This is a genomic window from Micromonospora sp. KC213, from assembly GCF_004348325.1.
Taxonomy (GTDB): domain Bacteria; phylum Actinomycetota; class Actinomycetes; order Mycobacteriales; family Micromonosporaceae; genus Micromonospora.
In genome coordinates, this window is sequence record NZ_SMKF01000056.1 from 16,843 (window position 1) to 31,689 (window position 14,847).

Consider the following 14,847-nt stretch of genomic DNA (forward strand, 5'->3'; position numbering starts at 1 on the left):
CGACTGGGTGGCGGTCGTCAGCCCGGTGCCCTTTCCCTGGGGACTGCCGGGATCGCGCCGGGTCTTCGGCCTGACGGGGTCGCTGGCTGCCGCTGGCTACGACGTGGTGGTGGGAAGTGGCGGTGCCGAACCGTCGTCGCTCACCGTCCTGGACGTCGACGGGCCGGGATCGGTCACCTACGTCGGGCTCGGGGAAATGCCACCGGCAGGCAGCGGGCTCATCGACAGCTCCGTGCAGATGTTTCTCCGCTGGGGTCGGCGGACGGTTCGGTGGTTGGACGATCAGCCGACCAGGCCGACGCACGTCCTTGTGCACGGCGGCTTCGCTCAGTACATGGTTCACCTGCGCCGATGGTGCCGGCGACACCAGATCCCACTGATTGCGGACGTTGTCGACTGGTACAACGGCCGGTATGTGCGGGGGGGCTACTTCGGTCCCCTTCACCTGAGCATGAAGGCGGCCCTGCGTCACTACTACGCTCGGTGCGACGGAGTCATCGCCATCAGCACCTTCCTCGAGGACCACTACCGCAACCGGGGGCGGGCGGTGCTCCGGGTCCCTCCGACTCTGGACGTGGAAGGCATGGGGGTCGACCTGGACGGTGCGCGGCCCGACGCGTCCGGCCTGTCGTTGGTCTATGCCGGCACCCCGGGGCGGAACAACAAGGACCTTCTCGTCACCATCATCGAGGCGGTGAGTTTCGTCGATCCCCAGGGCGACCAGGTTGAACTGCGGGTGTTCGGGCCGTCGGTCGCGGACGTGCGGGGCTTGCTCGGTGGCGCGGAGCTGCCACCCGGGGTGCGGGCGCTCGGAAGGATTCCTCAGGAAGAGATTCCGCGCGAACTGCAGAAGGCGGACTTCAGTATCCTCCTTCGCCGTCCGGAACGGGCCAACCAGGCTGGCTTCTCCACGAAGTTCTGCGAAAGTATGGCGAACGGGACTCCCGTCATCGCGAACATCACCAGCGACCTGGGAAGGTACCTCCACCACGGTGTCGACGGTCTGGTGTGCCGTGACCACTCGGTCGGAGCGCTCGTCGATACGCTCCGATGGGCCATGCGGCTGAGCGTGACGGAGCGGCGTTCGATGCGTAAGGCCGCGCGTGCCCAGGCGCTGGAGTCCTTTGACTACCGTGCGTACGCCGAATCGTTGGGTGCCTTCCTGGCCGAGCTGCGCCGCTGACCGGATGAGAGGGCAGGGGTGATGCCGGGGCGCTACCTGCGGCGCCCCGGCTGTTCGTGGTGTGGGCAGGAGAGCCGGCGTTTGCGGACCGGTGGCTCACCCGGTGAGCGCCGACCGTGACCGGCGGCCCAGAGCCGTTGCCGCGTACAGGATCAGCAGCGTCGTGACGCCGGCCACTGATTCCGACGCGAGCCCCAACTGGTTGTTGGCGGGGATGTACGCGATGAGGATGCAGAGCTGTCCGAAGATCAGCATTGCCAGGAGCCGGCGATGGTAGATCGCTCGCAGCCAGCAGTGCGCAAAGAACCACCCGAGCAGCCCCATGAAGAGCACGGTGCCGGGGAAGGTGAGATCCGAGGCGAGCCACGGATAGATCGTCGCCCAGTACATCAGGGCCGGCCACCCGCTCAGTTCCTCGGTGCGGTGGGGATAGGCCAGGTGCTTCTCCGGGGCGACCTGCAGTGTCCGCTCCAACAGGTTGGTGAGGGCGGGCGAGCTGCCCAGCCCGTCCGACCACTCGAACGGCGTCTCCAGGTTGTACGCGAGGCCGAGGTAGCCCTGGGTCGGGTATGACACCGCGGAGGTCAGTCCGCCCGCCGCCTCACGTCCGACGAGCCGTTCCAACGTCTGGTTGGGTGCCGGTCTGTCCGGGGACTCGAACTGGGTGGCCCGGTCGGTCTGGGCGTGGAGCATGTACCCGCCGACGAGAACGAAGATCGTGGCTGCGATCGCCATTTCCCGCTTGCGATTGACCCGCCGCTGCCGCCGGGCGCGTCCGGCGGCCATGATGAGGAGCCCGGCCGCCGACATCACGGCGAGGTCGCCGATCCCCTTCATGGTTCCGATGTAGAGGTAGAAGAGCGCATAGAGAGCCATGCCGGCGATGCCGGCCACGCGGAGCCGCAGGGAAATCTTGCGCCAGTAAATCACCATCAGCGGGGCTAGCACAGTCCCGAGCGCGCCGAGCAGGGCCAGGGTGATGATGACCGGGCTCTGCTGCTCCGTGCGTAGTTGATAGACCTCCATTTTGTTGAGATAGCCGGTTGCGGGATCCCGGATGCTCGTCACCAGACTCTCGGGACCGCTGGCACCGAACTCGGCGAGCCGGGCGAGCCCCACGGCGGCGTAGTAGCAGGCACCCCAGAAGATCAATCGAGACACCCGCCGCAACTGCTCCGACGGCTCGGTGTGCGCTACCTGTCGGGGCCTCGCCGCGTGGATCCGAAACAGGTAACCGACGGCGAACATGGCGGTCGCCCCCAGCACGAAGAGGCAGAGCTTTCCGGGGTCGGGTACCCGGGCAGCCAGCCGGGTGAACCAGAAGGCGCCGAAGGTGCCGAGCATCCAGGTCAACGCGATCAGCAGTGGCAGGCACAGCATCCGGGAAGACGGGGTGACCCGGGCGGCGGACGGGAGGGCGTCGTGGTGCCGTAGGTGTCGACCCGTGCCGGGTCCGACCTGTCGCGTGTCGTCCCCGCGGTGGCGAACAGTACTGCCGGCCAACGTATCCAACTGCGGCACTCTGGCCACCTTCCGAAGCCTTTAAACGAATGCTCTTCATGGTTATCTGTCGGGCTTAAAAGGTTTGTATCAGATGATCCGTCACCCTCGGCGGTGTTCGGTCATTTACAGGGATGTAGGGCGATTGCGGGAACAGAAAAATGCTCAGTAGCTACAGTGGTTTTGCCCGTTTTCAGTAGATTGTGGGGTGTCCGGGTTGCCCATCAGGTCCGTACGGGCGGGATGGATGGCCCGACCCCGATCCTGTGAGGAAGTACAGCCAGCATGACCTTTCTGATCAGCGGACGACGCGTGCTCATCACGGGTGGCACCGGTTCCTTCGGCCAGACCATGGTGCGACGGCTACTCGACCGTGGCGTCGAGGAGATCCGTGTCCTCAGCCGAGACGAGTCCAAACAGGACTCCATGCGCCGGTTGCTCGGTGACGAGCGGGTCCGATACCACGTGGGAGACGTCCGCGACTACGAGTCGGTGCTGCAGGCCAGCCGGAACGTCGACTTCGTGTTCCACGCGGCGGCACTCAAGCAGGTGCCCTCCTGCGAGTTCTTCCCCATCGAGGCGGTACGAACGAACGTCCTGGGCAGCGCCAACGTGATCAAGGCGGCGGACCGCGGCGGCGTCGAGTCGGTCGTGTTGCTCAGTACGGACAAGGCCGTCTACCCGGTGAATGCCATGGGCATGACCAAGGCCCTCATGGAGAAGGTCGCCCAGGCGTACGCCCGCAACAACCCCGACAGCGCGATGACGGTGTCCTGCGTCCGCTACGGCAACGTGATGTATTCGCGGGGATCGGTCATCCCACTCTTCGTCGAGCAGATCAAGGCAGGCCGCGCGCCGACCGTCACCGATCCGAACATGACGCGTTTCCTGATGTCGCTCGCCGACTCGGCGGAACTGGTGGAGCACGCCTTCGCGCACGCCCGGCCCGGTGACATCTTCATCCGGAAAGCGGCCGCCTGTACCGTCGGCGACCTCGCGGATGCGACCTGCCGGCTCTTCGACGTCCCCACCAAGCTCGACGTGATCGGGGTGCGACACGGTGAGAAGCAGGACGAGACGCTCGCCAGCCGGGAGGAGTTGACGAGGGCCGACGACTTCGGGGACTTCCTGCGGGTGCCGTTTGACGCTCGTGACCTCAACTACTCCCTCTACGTTTCCGAGGGCGAACTCGTCGAAGGGCCGACCGAGGACTTCAACTCCGCCAACGCGCCTCGGCTCGACGTACCCCAGATCATGGACCTGCTGCGCACTCTGCCGGAGATCCGGGCGGAGCTGGCGCTACGGGATCCGGTGCTGGCGTGCTGAGGCTCGCCCTCACCGGTGCCGACGGATTCCTCGGCTGGCATGTCCGGGTCCTGGCCCGCGCGCTCGGCTGGCCCGAACCGGTGGTGGTCACCCGACGAGACCTCGACGACCCGGCGGCGGTCGCGGCGAAGATCGACGGGATCGACCGTGTCGTGCACCTCGCCGGCGTCAACCGTGGCGACCCGACGGAGGTCGCCGCGGGCAACGTGCAGTTGGCCACCACGCTGGCCAAGGCCCTGACGCGCTGCGCCGTCCCGCCCACATCGGTGGTGTTCGCCAACTCGGTGCAGGCCGGCAACGGAACTCCGTACGGCGATTCCAAGGCGGTGGCCGCGGCGACGCTGTCCAACGTGCGGCCGGATCTGGACGACGTGCGCCTGGCCAACCTGTACGGGGAACACGGTCGGCCCTTCTACAACGCCTGCACGGCGACCTTCTGCCATCTGCTCGCCGAGGGCCGGGTACCGGAGGTGCACGAGGACCGCGAGATGACGCTGGTGCACGTCTCGGACGCCGCGGCCCGCCTGATCGACGCGCCCGCCGATGGGCCCTGGGACGGTGCCATGCCGGGTCTACGTATCGGCGTGCGGGAGTTGGCCGAGCGCCTGACCGGCTATGCGGACCTGTACCGGCGGGGTGAGATTCCACCCCTGACCGACCGGCACTCGGTGCGGCTGTTCAACACCTACCGCGCCTACCGCTTCCCGCGTGACTACCCCCTGCCGCTGCCGCGCCGCACGGATGGCCGGGGCGACCTGGTCGAGGCGGTCAAAGCGCACAGCGGTGGCGGGCAGACCTTCTACTCGACAACCCGGCCCGGGGTCACCCGAGGCGAGCACTTCCACCTGGCCAAGGTGGAGCGTTTCGCGGTTCTGCGCGGCAGCGCTGAGATCAGCCTGCGTCGGGTGGGCCACCACGACGTCGTACGGTTCGCCGTCAGTGGTGACGAGCCGGCAGTCGTGGACATGCCAACCATGTGGGCGCACAACATCACCAACACGGGGTCCGATGACCTGTTGACGCTCTTCTGGACCAACGAGCTGTTCGATCCGGCGCGTCCGGACACCTACCCGGAAGCCGTCGAGAGCCGGACAGAGTTGGTGGTCACGACGTGAGGATCGGTGTCGTCTCGCAGTTCTACCCGCCCGAGCCCGCCGTCATCCCAGGCGGGTTGGCCGGCGAACTCGCCGAGCGGGGGCACGAGGTCCGGGTACTGACCGCCTACCCGAACTATCCCGGTGGCCGGGTCTACCAGGGATACCGGCAGCGATGGGGAACCCGCGAGGAAGCGGGTCAGCTGGCTGTCCGGCGCGTTCCGATCTATCCCAGCCACGACGGCTCGGCGGTGCGCCGCGCGGCCAACTTCCTCTCGTTCGCGGCGTCGAGTTCGGCGGCCGGGCTGAGGTACCTGGCCGGCGTGGAGGCGATCTACGTCTACCATCCGCCGGCCACCGCCGCCTCGGCCGCGATCCTGTCGAGGTTGGTCCGAGGAACGCCGTTCCTGCTGCACGTGCAGGACATCTGGCCAGAGTCCGTCACCGCCTCATCGATGGTTCCCGATGGCTTCGCCGGGCGGTTGATCGATCGGACGCTCGCGGGTGCCATGCGGAGGCTCTACCGGGCCGCGGGCGCCATCGTCGTCCTCTCGCCGGCCATGGGGCAGCTCGTGGTCGAGCGTGGCGCCGATCCCGAGCGGGTCCGGGTCGTACTGAACTGGGCGAACGAGAAGCTGTTCCGGCCGGTGCCGCCGACGGCAGCCGGCCGAACGGCGATCGGGCACCGCGGGCGCTGTACGGTCATGTTCGCGGGCAACATCGGCCCGTTCCAGCGCATCGACGTGGCGGTGCGGGCCGCGGTCGCACTGCCGGATCTGGTCGATCTGGTCCTGGTCGGGTCGGGTACCGAGGAAGCACGGGTGCGCCGGCTCGCGGATGAACTCGGTGCGACGAATGTACGGTTCCTCGGGCGGCGTCGCCCCGAGGAGATGGCTGAGCTGTACGCGGCCGCGGATTTCCAGCTCGTCATGCTGCGGGATCTGGCGGCGCTGCGCGGTACGGTGCCGTCCAAGCTTCAGGCGGCGTTGGCCTGCGGCCGTCCCGTCCTGGTTGCCGCCCGGGGTGATGTCGCGGCGTTGGTCGACTCGGCCCAAGTGGGGCTGACCTGCCCTCCCGAGGACGTGCCGGCCCTGGTGCGTACCCTTGCCACCGCGGCGAGGATGCCCGAACCGGAGCGGATCGCCATGGGGCAGCGGGCTCGCCGCGTCTACCAGGAGCGAATGTCGAGGGCGGCCGGAGTCGACCAGGTCGAGGACGTCCTGACGAAGCTGGGCTCCGGGCACTGTCGCACCTGACCCGGCGAAACGCGGCGGAGCCCGCCGCTTCGCCGGGGCGACCGTCACTCGACCAACTGGTTCATCAGCCCACCGGTGTGCCAGAAGACGACGGTGGCGTGCGGCGGAAAGGCTCCGGAGTCGGCCAGCTCGGTCAGGCCGCGGAACGCCTTACCCGTGTACGTGGGATCGAGGGGCAGGCCGAGCCGCCAGGCCAGCCGGACCGTGTCCCGGGTGGCGTCGGAGGCGACGCCGTACCCGCCGTCGATGAATTCGTCGAGGAACTCGACCGGAATCTCGGCCCCGCCGTCGACCCACGAAAGCGCTTCCCGTACGGCGGCTCCGCCTCGGCAGGCGGGGCGGGCGACAGATATCCCGACAACCCGGGTGCGGCAACCCGCGCGGTGCAGCCCCGCGACGAGGCCCGCCTGGGTCGCCCCGGTGCCGGAGGCCAACACCAGGACGTCGGGCGCCGAGCCGAGCTGATCGAGGAGTTCTGCGGCGGCGTCGGCGTACGCCGCCACGCCGGCCCGGGTGTGACAGCCGCCGGGGATGACGTGGACCGTGTTGCCCGCGGTGGCCCGCACCGTGCGGCGCTCATCGATGCGGGCACCCACGTCGGTCGGGTCGACGAGGTGCACCGCAGCACCCAGGGCACGCGCGAGTCGTACCGGCAACGTCTCCGACACCTCGATGCCGGCGCGAGTGTGCAGAACCAGTTCGACATCGAGGCCCAGTCGGGCACCCAGCAGGGCGGCGGTGCGGCAGTGATTGGAGTCCACTCCGCCGGTGGTGATCAGCACGTCGCCGGCGCGCACCCTGCGGGCCGACAGTTCCCGAACGAGCTTTCGTACCTTGTTCCCGGCCAGCGGGAACGGCAGGAGGTCGTCCCGCTTGACGAGGAGACGGACCCCGAGCCGACGGCCGATCCGGTCCCAGGGCTCCAACGGGCTGGGCGGGAGACTGGAAACAGCCGTTTTCGGCGTCGCCTGCTCCGGCAGCGCCGTCATCCGACCGTGACCTCCGCGTGTGGCGCCGGACGCCCTGCCAGGTGGACGGCCGGGAAGCGGTCGCGCGTCAGCGCCATCGCACGTCGGCCATCGGCACCTCCCACGTCCCGGAAGCCGAGCGACTCGTAGATCCGGCAGGCGGCGACGTTGTCCCGGTGCACCGTCAGCATCACCTCGTCCAACAGGAGCTGTTCGAACGCCCAGTGGCACACCAGGCGGGTCGCGGTCCGGCCAATGCCGCGCCCATACTGCTCTGGGTCGATGAAGACGTAGAACTCGGCTGCGCCGGGTGCGCGCGGGATGAGACCCGCCATGCCGACCACCTGGCCGGTGGCCTTCTCGAACACCACGAGGTCATGGCGGTCCGAGTCCTGGCGTACCCGGGTGAACCACTCGTGGGTCGACTCCGGTGTCACTGGTTCCATCCGGGTGTGACACCGGGTTGCGGGATGGTTCACCCAGCGCACCCGTTGATCGAGGTCGCTGGTCCGCAGCCGTCTCAGCCCCAGCCCGTCGACGACCGGATAGGTGCGCTCGACGTGCAGGGGCTCGCCCAGGTCGCCCGGGATGACGACCACGTCTCGGCGGCGGACAACCCCGGCGAGGGTACGCCAGAGGATGCTGAGATCGGTGCGAAGTGAGGTGTGGGTGACGTACTCGACGTCGGCCCGCAGGCGGTCGTCCCATCCCATGTGGTTCCGTCCCCGCACCTGGGCGAGCCCGGTGATGCCCGGTCGGACGGTGTGCCGCAGCCGTTCGTCGTCGCGATAGTGCGGCAGGTAGTGGGTGAACAGCGGCCGTGGTCCGACCAGGGACATGTCTCCCCGGAGCACGTTCAGTAGCTGTGGCAGCTCGTCCAGGCTGGTCGTGCGGAGGAACTGCCCGAGCGGGGTGAGGCGCTGCCTGTCGTCGCGACCGCTGACCGGCCCCCGGGCCGGTGGTCGCATGGTGCGGAACTTGAACAGGGTGAAGGTGGTCTCCCGGAACCCCAGACGGGGTTGGCGGAACAGGACGGGTCCACCGTCGAGCAGCCGGATCGCGGCGGCGACGGCGAGCAGCACCGGCGCGGTCAGGAGCAGCAGAATGCCGGCGAAGCCCACGTCCATGATCCGCTTGGCGGCGTTGTGGCGCCGGATCCGAGTCTCGACGGTGGCGGTGAGTTGTTCGCGTTCGAGCTGGTCCAGAGGGTTGACCGGAGCGCCGAGGCTATTCACGATCGAACCCCGCAATCGTGGTCAGTGACTCGTACTTGGCGGCTGTCACGCCGGGCGTCGCCGTCAACCACTTCGGGTCGTGTTCCAGGCCTGAGTGCCACGCCGCATAGCAGGCGGGTACGTCGGCCCCGGCGAGGTGGCTGAAGGGGTAGCCCCCGCCGAAGCGGGGGTTGACGTCGATGACCCAGGACCTGCCGGTCTCGTCGACGATGACGTCGAGGTCGATGAGGCCCGGCGCCGCTACCGCGTCCGCGATCCGGCCGCCGACTTCGGCGAACGGGCGGGGGTCCACGGTGACCGCCCGGTCGGTCTCGCCAGCTCGCATGCTGAGCTTGCGTCGGGCCAGGCACGCCAGGTGCCGACCCCGGAAATCGGCGACGGCGTCGATGCCGTACTCGACGCCGAGGATTCGGCTCTGGACGACAACCAGGTCGTACCGCGGCTGATCCGGGTCGGATGACGCCAGACCAGACCGGTCCGGGGCCGTGAGCGCGCACACGCGCAGCTGCGCTTCCAGATCGTCGGTGGTGCAGGAGACCAGTCCGGAGGAGCCGCTGCCAAACCGGTGCTTCACCACGAGCCGGTCACCGAGGTCGTCCCGGGCGGCGGGATCGGCGAGCAGGTCCGAGCCGAGGCGGGTGGTCGGCGTGGCGACGCCGGCAGCCCTGACCAGCTCGGCGCAGGCGTACTTGTCCTCGATGGTCCGCTGGATATTGAGCCGGGGAACCAGCACCCGGGTGCCGGCGGCAGCGAGGACGGCTGCCGGCTCGCCGGCCAGAGCCGACAGCTCGTAGTCGTTGAGCGGGACCAGGAGCGAGATCTCGTGCCGCGCACACTCCTGACCCAGGGTGGTGAGGTAGTCGGCTGACCGGTACGGCGGCAGTGGGATGAAGCCGTCGGCCGCAACCTGAGCGGGGGCCCGGGGGTCGCGGTCCGCCACGAAGACGCGGCCCGTCCGGCCGGTGCCCGCCAGTGCCTGGACGAACCACTGGACGAGGTAGTTACGGCGCCCGGCTGACGTCAGCAGGATGTTCAATCGGTGTTCCCTCCGCTGGGCCGCTGATTTGCTGAAATCAGGGATATATCCGGAACAGTGAGCTATGCGGGTGCTCATGACTGGCCTGCGTGCCCGGCACCCGGCGCGACAGGTCGCGTCGCCGGTCGGCCTCGATCAGCCGGAGGCCGCCAGAAAGGCCCTGATCGTCTTCAACACCGTCGCGCGCTGACGGTCGGACAGCATCGAACCGCTGGGTAGCGCCAGCCCGGTCTCGAACAGCCGTTGGGCGGCACCGGTCAGCAGGCCGCCCGAGTTCTCGTACGCCGCCTGTAGGTGCAGCGGCTTCCAGATCGGGCGGCTCTCGATGCCGTGCCCAGCGAGGTGCGCAGCCAACTCGGCGGCGTGCCAACCGGCCCGGTCCGGCTCGACCACGATGCAGGTCAACCAGCAGTTGGCCTCGTCGTCGCAGTTCCCGAGAAGCCGGACGCCGGGCACGGTGGCGAAGAGGTTGGCGTACAGTTCCCGCACCTGGCGGCGCCGCCTGATCATCTCGTCGAGCCGCTGCAACTGGGCCCGTCCGACCGCGGCGAGCAGGTTGCTGAGCCGGTAGTTGTACCCCACCTCGGGGTGCTCGTAGTGCGAAACCGGCAGCCGGGCCTGCGTGGACAGGAACCGCGCGCGCTCCACGAGCACACGGTCGTCTGAGAGCAGCATGCCGCCACCGGAGGTGGTGATGACCTTGTTGCCGTTGAACGACAGGGCCGCGGCCGCGCCGAAGGAGCCGGCTGGACGACCCCGATGGGCGGATCCCAGCGCCTCCGCGGCGTCCTCGACGACCGGCACGCCGGCCGCGGCGCAGATGGGTAGGAGGGCGGAGTAGTCCGCACACGTCCCGAAGATGTCCACCGGCAGCACCGCGCCGACTCGCTGGCCCGACGCCTGGAGTTTCTCGAGCAGTTCGGGCAGCAGCGACACGTCGATGTTGCCGGTTGCCGGGTCGCTGTCGATGAAGGCCGGCCTTGCCCCGGTGTACGTGACAGCGTTCGCGGTCGCGACGAAGGTCAGCGTGGGCACGACGACGACCTGTCCCGGTCCGACCCCGAGACCGAGCAGCGCGAGATGCAGCGCGGCGGTGCCGGAGGACAGCGCCACGGCGGCGTTCACGCCCACCCGCTCTGCGATCTCCCGCTCAAATGCGGTCAGCTCCGGCCCGGCCGGGGCGGCCCATCCGGACCGCAGTGCGCTGACCAGGAACGACTCCTCGAGCGGTCCCACGTCCGGAGCGGACAGGTAGATCTCGTGGGTGGTCCGGCCGGCATCGCGGGGGGTCGGCAGGCTGAGGTTTCCGGAGCGGTGGTTCAACCGGACCTCCAGTGGCAAGCGGTCATCTAGGAACTTAAGCTTTCTAACAGGATCAAACCAGCCAAGTTATCGAAACGCCCAAACAGCATGAAGTGCATCAAAAGGCGTGGGGGTTTCGTTGTCGGCTCTGCCGGTGGCTGCCAGCACAGCTCACGACGGGATCAACCGTCAGTCGTGTCGGTAGGACACGGGTACCGCTCCTGCGACGCGGTAGAGTCCGGCCCGTCAACCCGGCCAGCAGGTCCAGCGGCACGCGCTGGTGGAATCGCGGTGCGCGAGAGTGCTCGCCGGCCTGCTCAGGCCGGCGGTTCAGCCTGTCTGGGTGGCATCGTCCAGCCGTCGACTGAGCATCGCCTGCAGCGGCATGGACTCGCCGTCCCGCCCGCCCGCGCCAACGACCAGCGGCGGCGGGCTGGGTCGCGGGTCCGCCCCGAACAGCCGCGCCCGCAGGCCACCCGGCACGGTCATCAGGTGGAAGCGGCCGTCAACGTCGACCGCCCGGCTGCGCGCCCGGTCGACGTACCAGCCGCGCAGCCGCGTCCGGTAGCGCCCCCGGCCGTCGTACGACCGCGCCGTCAGGCGCTCGGTCGGCAGACCGCGCCGGTGGGCCTCCGCCACGAACCAGGCGACCAGCTCCGCCGCCTCTGCGGCCTCGGCCGCCCGTCGGCTCTCGTCGGCCGCGGCGTGCGCGGCCACCGCCCGCCGCCGCTGCTCCCGCCAGTCCCGGCCGTCGTGCTCACCCACGACCCAGACGGTACGCCCCGAGGCGAGGATCCGGCGATCGTCCGGCCGCGGACGGACATGCTCCCGATCCGTCCGCGGCATCAGCTTCCGCTCGCCCGAGGGCTCCTGCTAGGCCAGGCCGGCGCGCCGCAGCGCGTCCGCCATCGCGCTGTCGGCCGGCGGGGTCGCGCTGCCCCGGGCCTGCCGCGGCTGCCCGCCGTGGGTGCCTTGGCCGTCGCGGCCACCACGCCCGTTGGAGCCGCCCCGGGCCCCGCGCCCGGCGTCCCCGCGCCGTTCGCCGCCACGCTCGCGCCGGCTGCCGTCCGTACCGCCCCGGCCGGCGGCGGCGTCGTCGTCCAGCCGCAGGGTCAGCGAGATCCGCTTGCGCGGCACGTCCACGTCGAGCACCCGGACCTTCACCACGTCGCCGGACTTGACCACGTCCCGCGGATCCTTGACGAAGGTGTGCGACATCGCCGACACGTGGACCAGGCCGTCCTGGTGCACGCCGACGTCGACGAACGCGCCGAACGCGGCCACGTTGGTGACCACGCCCTCCAGCACCATGCCGGGGGTGAGGTCGCTGATCTTCTCGACCCCCTCCACGAAGGTCGCCGTCCGGAACTCCGGGCGGGGGTCCCGGCCCGGCTTCTCCAACTCGGCGAGGATGTCGGTGACGGTGGGCAAACCGAACGTGTCGTCGACGAAGTCGGTGGCCCGCAGCCCGCGCAGGATTGCCGACCTCCCGATCAGGGAGCGCAGGTCCTGCCCGGTGTGGGCGAGGATGCGCCGGACCACCGGGTACGCCTCCGGGTGCACGCTGGAGGAGTCGAGGGGGTCGTCGCCGCCGGGGATGCGTAGGAAGCCCGCGCACTGCTCGAACGCCTTCGGCCCCAGCCGGGGCACCTTCTTCAGCTCCGCGCGGGTGCGGAACGGCCCGTTCGCGTCGCGGTGCAGGACGATGTTCTCCGCCAGCCCGGCCCCGATGCCGGAGACCCGGGTGAGCAGCGGCGCCGACGCGGTGTTGACGTCCACCCCGACGGCGTTGACGCAGTCCTCCACGACGGCGTCGAGGGACCGGGACAGCTTCACCTCGGACAGGTCGTGCTGGTACTGCCCGACGCCGATGGAACGCGGGTCGATCTTGACCAGCTCGGCGAGGGGATCCTGCAGGCGGCGGGCGATGGACACCGCGCCGCGCAGCGACACGTCCAGCCCGGGCAGCTCCTGCGAGGCGTACGCGGAGGCGGAGTAGACCGACGCGCCGGCCTCGGAGACCACCACCTTGGTCAGCTTCAGCTCCGGGTGCCGCTTGATCAGGTCACCGGCCAGCTTGTCGGTCTCCCGGCTGGCGGTGCCGTTGCCGATCGCCACCAGCTCGACGCCGTGCGCGGCGGCCAGCCTCGCCAGGGTCGCGACCGAGGCGTCCCACTGCCGGCGCGGCTCGTGCGGGTAGATCGTGTCGGTGGCGACCACCTTGCCGGTGCCGTCGACCACGGCCACCTTGACCCCGGTGCGCAGGCCCGGGTCCAGGCCCATGGTGGGTCGGGCCCCGGCCGGCGCGGCGAGCAGCAGGTCCCGCAGGTTGGTGGCGAAGACCCGCACGGCCTCCTCCTCGGCGGCCTGCCACAACCGCATCCGCAGGTCCGCGCCGAGGTGGATGAGGATCCGGGTACGCCAGGCCCAGCGCACCGTGTCGGTCAGCCACCGGTCGGCCGGCCGGCCGGCGTCGCGGACCCCGAACCGGCCGGCGATCGCCGCCTCGTACCGGGTCGGGCCGGTGACCGGGGCGTCGGCGTCGCCGTCGGCCTCAGGGTCCATGGTCAGGTCGAGCACGCCCTCCTTCTCGCCCCGGAACATCGCCAGGATCCGGTGCGAGGGCAGCTTCGGGTACGGCTCGGCGAAGTCGAAGTAGTCGGCGAACTTGGCGCCCGCCGTCTCCTGGCCCTCGCGTACCCGCGAGACCAGGCGGCCCCGCGACCACATCTGCTCGCGCAGCGTGCCGATCAGGTCGGCGTCCTCGGCGAACCGCTCGATCAGGATCGCCCGCGCCCCCTCCAGCGCGGCGGCGGCATCGGCGACGCCCTTGTCGGCGTCGACGTAGCCGGCGGCGGTCGTCTTCGGATCCTGCGTCGGGTCGGCGAGCAGCGTGTCCGCGAGGGGCTCCAGTCCCGCCTCGCGGGCGATCTGCGCCCGGGTCCGCCGCTTCGGCTTGAACGGCAGGTAGATGTCCTCCAGCCGGGACTTCGAGTCGGCCGCCATGATCTGCGCTTCGAGGGCCTCGTCGAGCTTGCCCTGGCCGCGGATGGACTCCAGCACGGCGGCCCGCCGCTCGTCCAGTTCGCGCAGGTAGCGCAGCCGCTCCTCGAGGGTGCGCAGCTGCGCGTCGTCGAGCAGGCCGGTGGCCTCCTTGCGGTAGCGGGCGATGAACGGCACGGTGGCGCCGCCGTCGAGCAGCTCCACGGCCGCCCGAACCTGACGTTCGGCGACGCCGAGCTCGTCGGCGATCCGCTGATGGACAGACTGGGTCACGATCTTGATCCGCCTTCGCTGTGGGTTCCGTGCTGCATTCTGCCGTCCATCCCCGACGTCGCCCACCACCCCCGCCCGGCCGGACGCGTCGCTGGGCGACCGGGTGCTGCGCTAGCGTGGCGATCATGGAACAACCTGCGGATCCGCGGGCGGGGCGGCTCTTCGGCGGCAGCGCCCGTGCCCTCGGCGACCTGGCCGCCAGCCCGTTCCGGGCCGACCGGGACCGGATCGTGGCCTCGCCGTTCTTCGCCCGCCTGAACGGCGTCACCCAGGTGGTCAGCCCGGGCGGCTCGGGGCTGCTGGTGCACAACCGGCTCACCCACAGCCTCAAGGTCGCCCAGGTGGCCCGGGCGATCGCCGAGCGGCTCACCGCCGACGACCGGCACCGTGAGCTGCTGGAGAAACTCGGCGGCTGCGACCCGGACGTGGTGGAGGCCGCCGCGCTCGCCCACGACCTGGGCCACCCGCCCTTCGGGCACCTGGGGGAACGGGTGTTGGACCGGCTGGCCCGGCACCGGCTCGGGCTGCCCGACGGGTTCGAGGGCAACGCCCAGTCGTACCGGATCGTCACCAGCACGGAGATCCGGGGCGCGGCGACCACCGGCCTCGATCTGACCGCCGCGGTCCGCGCGGCGATGCTCAAGTACCCGTGGACCCGGCTGGACCACCCC

The 14,847-nt window shown here is 70.1% G+C and carries 12 protein-coding genes; 5 read left to right on the forward strand and 7 right to left on the reverse strand.

Features of this window, described 5'->3' with window-relative positions:
- Window positions 1–7: 7 nt before the first annotated feature.
- Window positions 8–1,183 carry a glycosyltransferase family 4 protein gene (locus E1166_RS14065; RefSeq protein ID WP_243710341.1) on the forward strand — a complete coding sequence of 392 codons (1,176 nt, stop codon included), beginning with the start codon at window positions 8–10 and terminating at the stop codon, window positions 1,181–1,183.
- A 96-nt stretch (window positions 1,184–1,279) separates the two neighbouring features.
- Here E1166_RS14065 and E1166_RS14070 read toward each other — a convergent pair whose 3' ends face one another.
- Complete coding sequence (locus E1166_RS14070) at window positions 1,280–2,704, reverse strand: hypothetical protein (protein ID WP_132339105.1); 1,425 nt, start codon at window positions 2,702–2,704, stop codon at window positions 1,280–1,282.
- 264 nt (window positions 2,705–2,968) lie between these two features.
- On the opposite strand from E1166_RS14070, the gene E1166_RS14075 reads away from it, so the two are divergent.
- The 3 genes from E1166_RS14075 to E1166_RS14085 are packed head-to-tail and all read left to right on the forward strand — an operon-like array spanning window position 2,969 to window position 6,359.
- On the forward strand, window positions 2,969–4,009 hold the full coding sequence (locus E1166_RS14075) for a polysaccharide biosynthesis protein (protein ID WP_132339107.1): 1,041 nt from the start codon (window positions 2,969–2,971) through the stop codon (window positions 4,007–4,009).
- The gene (locus E1166_RS14080; RefSeq protein ID WP_132339109.1) at window positions 4,003–5,124 is read left to right on the forward strand and encodes an NAD-dependent epimerase/dehydratase family protein; all 1,122 of its coding nucleotides are present in this window, start codon (window positions 4,003–4,005) and stop codon (window positions 5,122–5,124) included. The genes E1166_RS14075 and E1166_RS14080 overlap by 7 nt, the downstream gene beginning before the upstream one ends.
- A complete protein-coding gene (locus tag E1166_RS14085; protein WP_132339111.1) occupies window positions 5,121–6,359 on the forward strand; it encodes a glycosyltransferase family 4 protein in 1,239 nt (412 codons plus the stop codon). Before E1166_RS14080 ends, E1166_RS14085 begins: the two co-directional genes overlap by 4 nt.
- Before the next feature lie 44 nt (window positions 6,360–6,403).
- On the opposite strand, the gene E1166_RS14090 is transcribed toward E1166_RS14085, so the two are convergent.
- From E1166_RS14090 to E1166_RS14115, 6 genes are all read right to left on the reverse strand, one after another.
- Complete coding sequence (locus E1166_RS14090; RefSeq protein WP_132339113.1) at window positions 6,404–7,348, reverse strand: pyridoxal-phosphate dependent enzyme; 945 nt, start codon at window positions 7,346–7,348, stop codon at window positions 6,404–6,406.
- Window positions 7,345–8,562: a GNAT family N-acetyltransferase gene (locus E1166_RS14095; protein ID WP_132339116.1), complete on the reverse strand. Its 1,218-nt coding sequence runs from the start codon at window positions 8,560–8,562 to the stop codon at window positions 7,345–7,347. The genes E1166_RS14090 and E1166_RS14095 overlap by 4 nt, the downstream gene beginning before the upstream one ends.
- Entirely contained in the window at window positions 8,555–9,598 is a 1,044-nt protein-coding gene (locus E1166_RS14100) for an ATP-grasp domain-containing protein (protein ID WP_165944334.1), read from the reverse strand. Before E1166_RS14100 ends, E1166_RS14095 begins: the two co-directional genes overlap by 8 nt.
- A gap of 135 nt (window positions 9,599–9,733) precedes the next feature.
- Window positions 9,734–10,939: an aminotransferase class I/II-fold pyridoxal phosphate-dependent enzyme gene (locus tag E1166_RS14105; RefSeq protein ID WP_347813025.1), complete on the reverse strand. Its 1,206-nt coding sequence runs from the start codon at window positions 10,937–10,939 to the stop codon at window positions 9,734–9,736.
- 291 nt (window positions 10,940–11,230) lie between these two features.
- Window positions 11,231–11,665, reverse strand: a complete 435-nt coding sequence (locus E1166_RS14110) for a hypothetical protein (RefSeq protein WP_132339121.1) — start codon at window positions 11,663–11,665, stop codon at window positions 11,231–11,233.
- A 108-nt stretch (window positions 11,666–11,773) separates the two neighbouring features.
- Window positions 11,774–14,176, reverse strand: coding sequence for a Tex family protein (locus tag E1166_RS14115; RefSeq protein WP_243710342.1), 2,403 nt, complete (start codon window positions 14,174–14,176; stop codon window positions 11,774–11,776).
- 125 nt (window positions 14,177–14,301) lie between these two features.
- On the opposite strand from E1166_RS14115, the gene dgt reads away from it, so the two are divergent.
- Window positions 14,302–14,847 (forward strand): dGTP triphosphohydrolase (gene dgt / locus E1166_RS14120; protein WP_132339123.1); only part of this gene is annotated, 546 nt, incomplete at its 3' end.

What these genes read in the sequence shown, in the direction of transcription:
- E1166_RS14075 (WP_132339107.1), top strand. Translation starts at nt 2,969, where the DNA reads ATGACCTTTCTGATCAGCGGACGACGCGTGCTCATCACGGGTGGCACC.
- E1166_RS14090 (WP_132339113.1), bottom strand. Translation starts at nt 7,348, where the DNA reads ATGACGGCGCTGCCGGAGCAGGCGACGCCGAAAACGGCTGTTTCCAGT.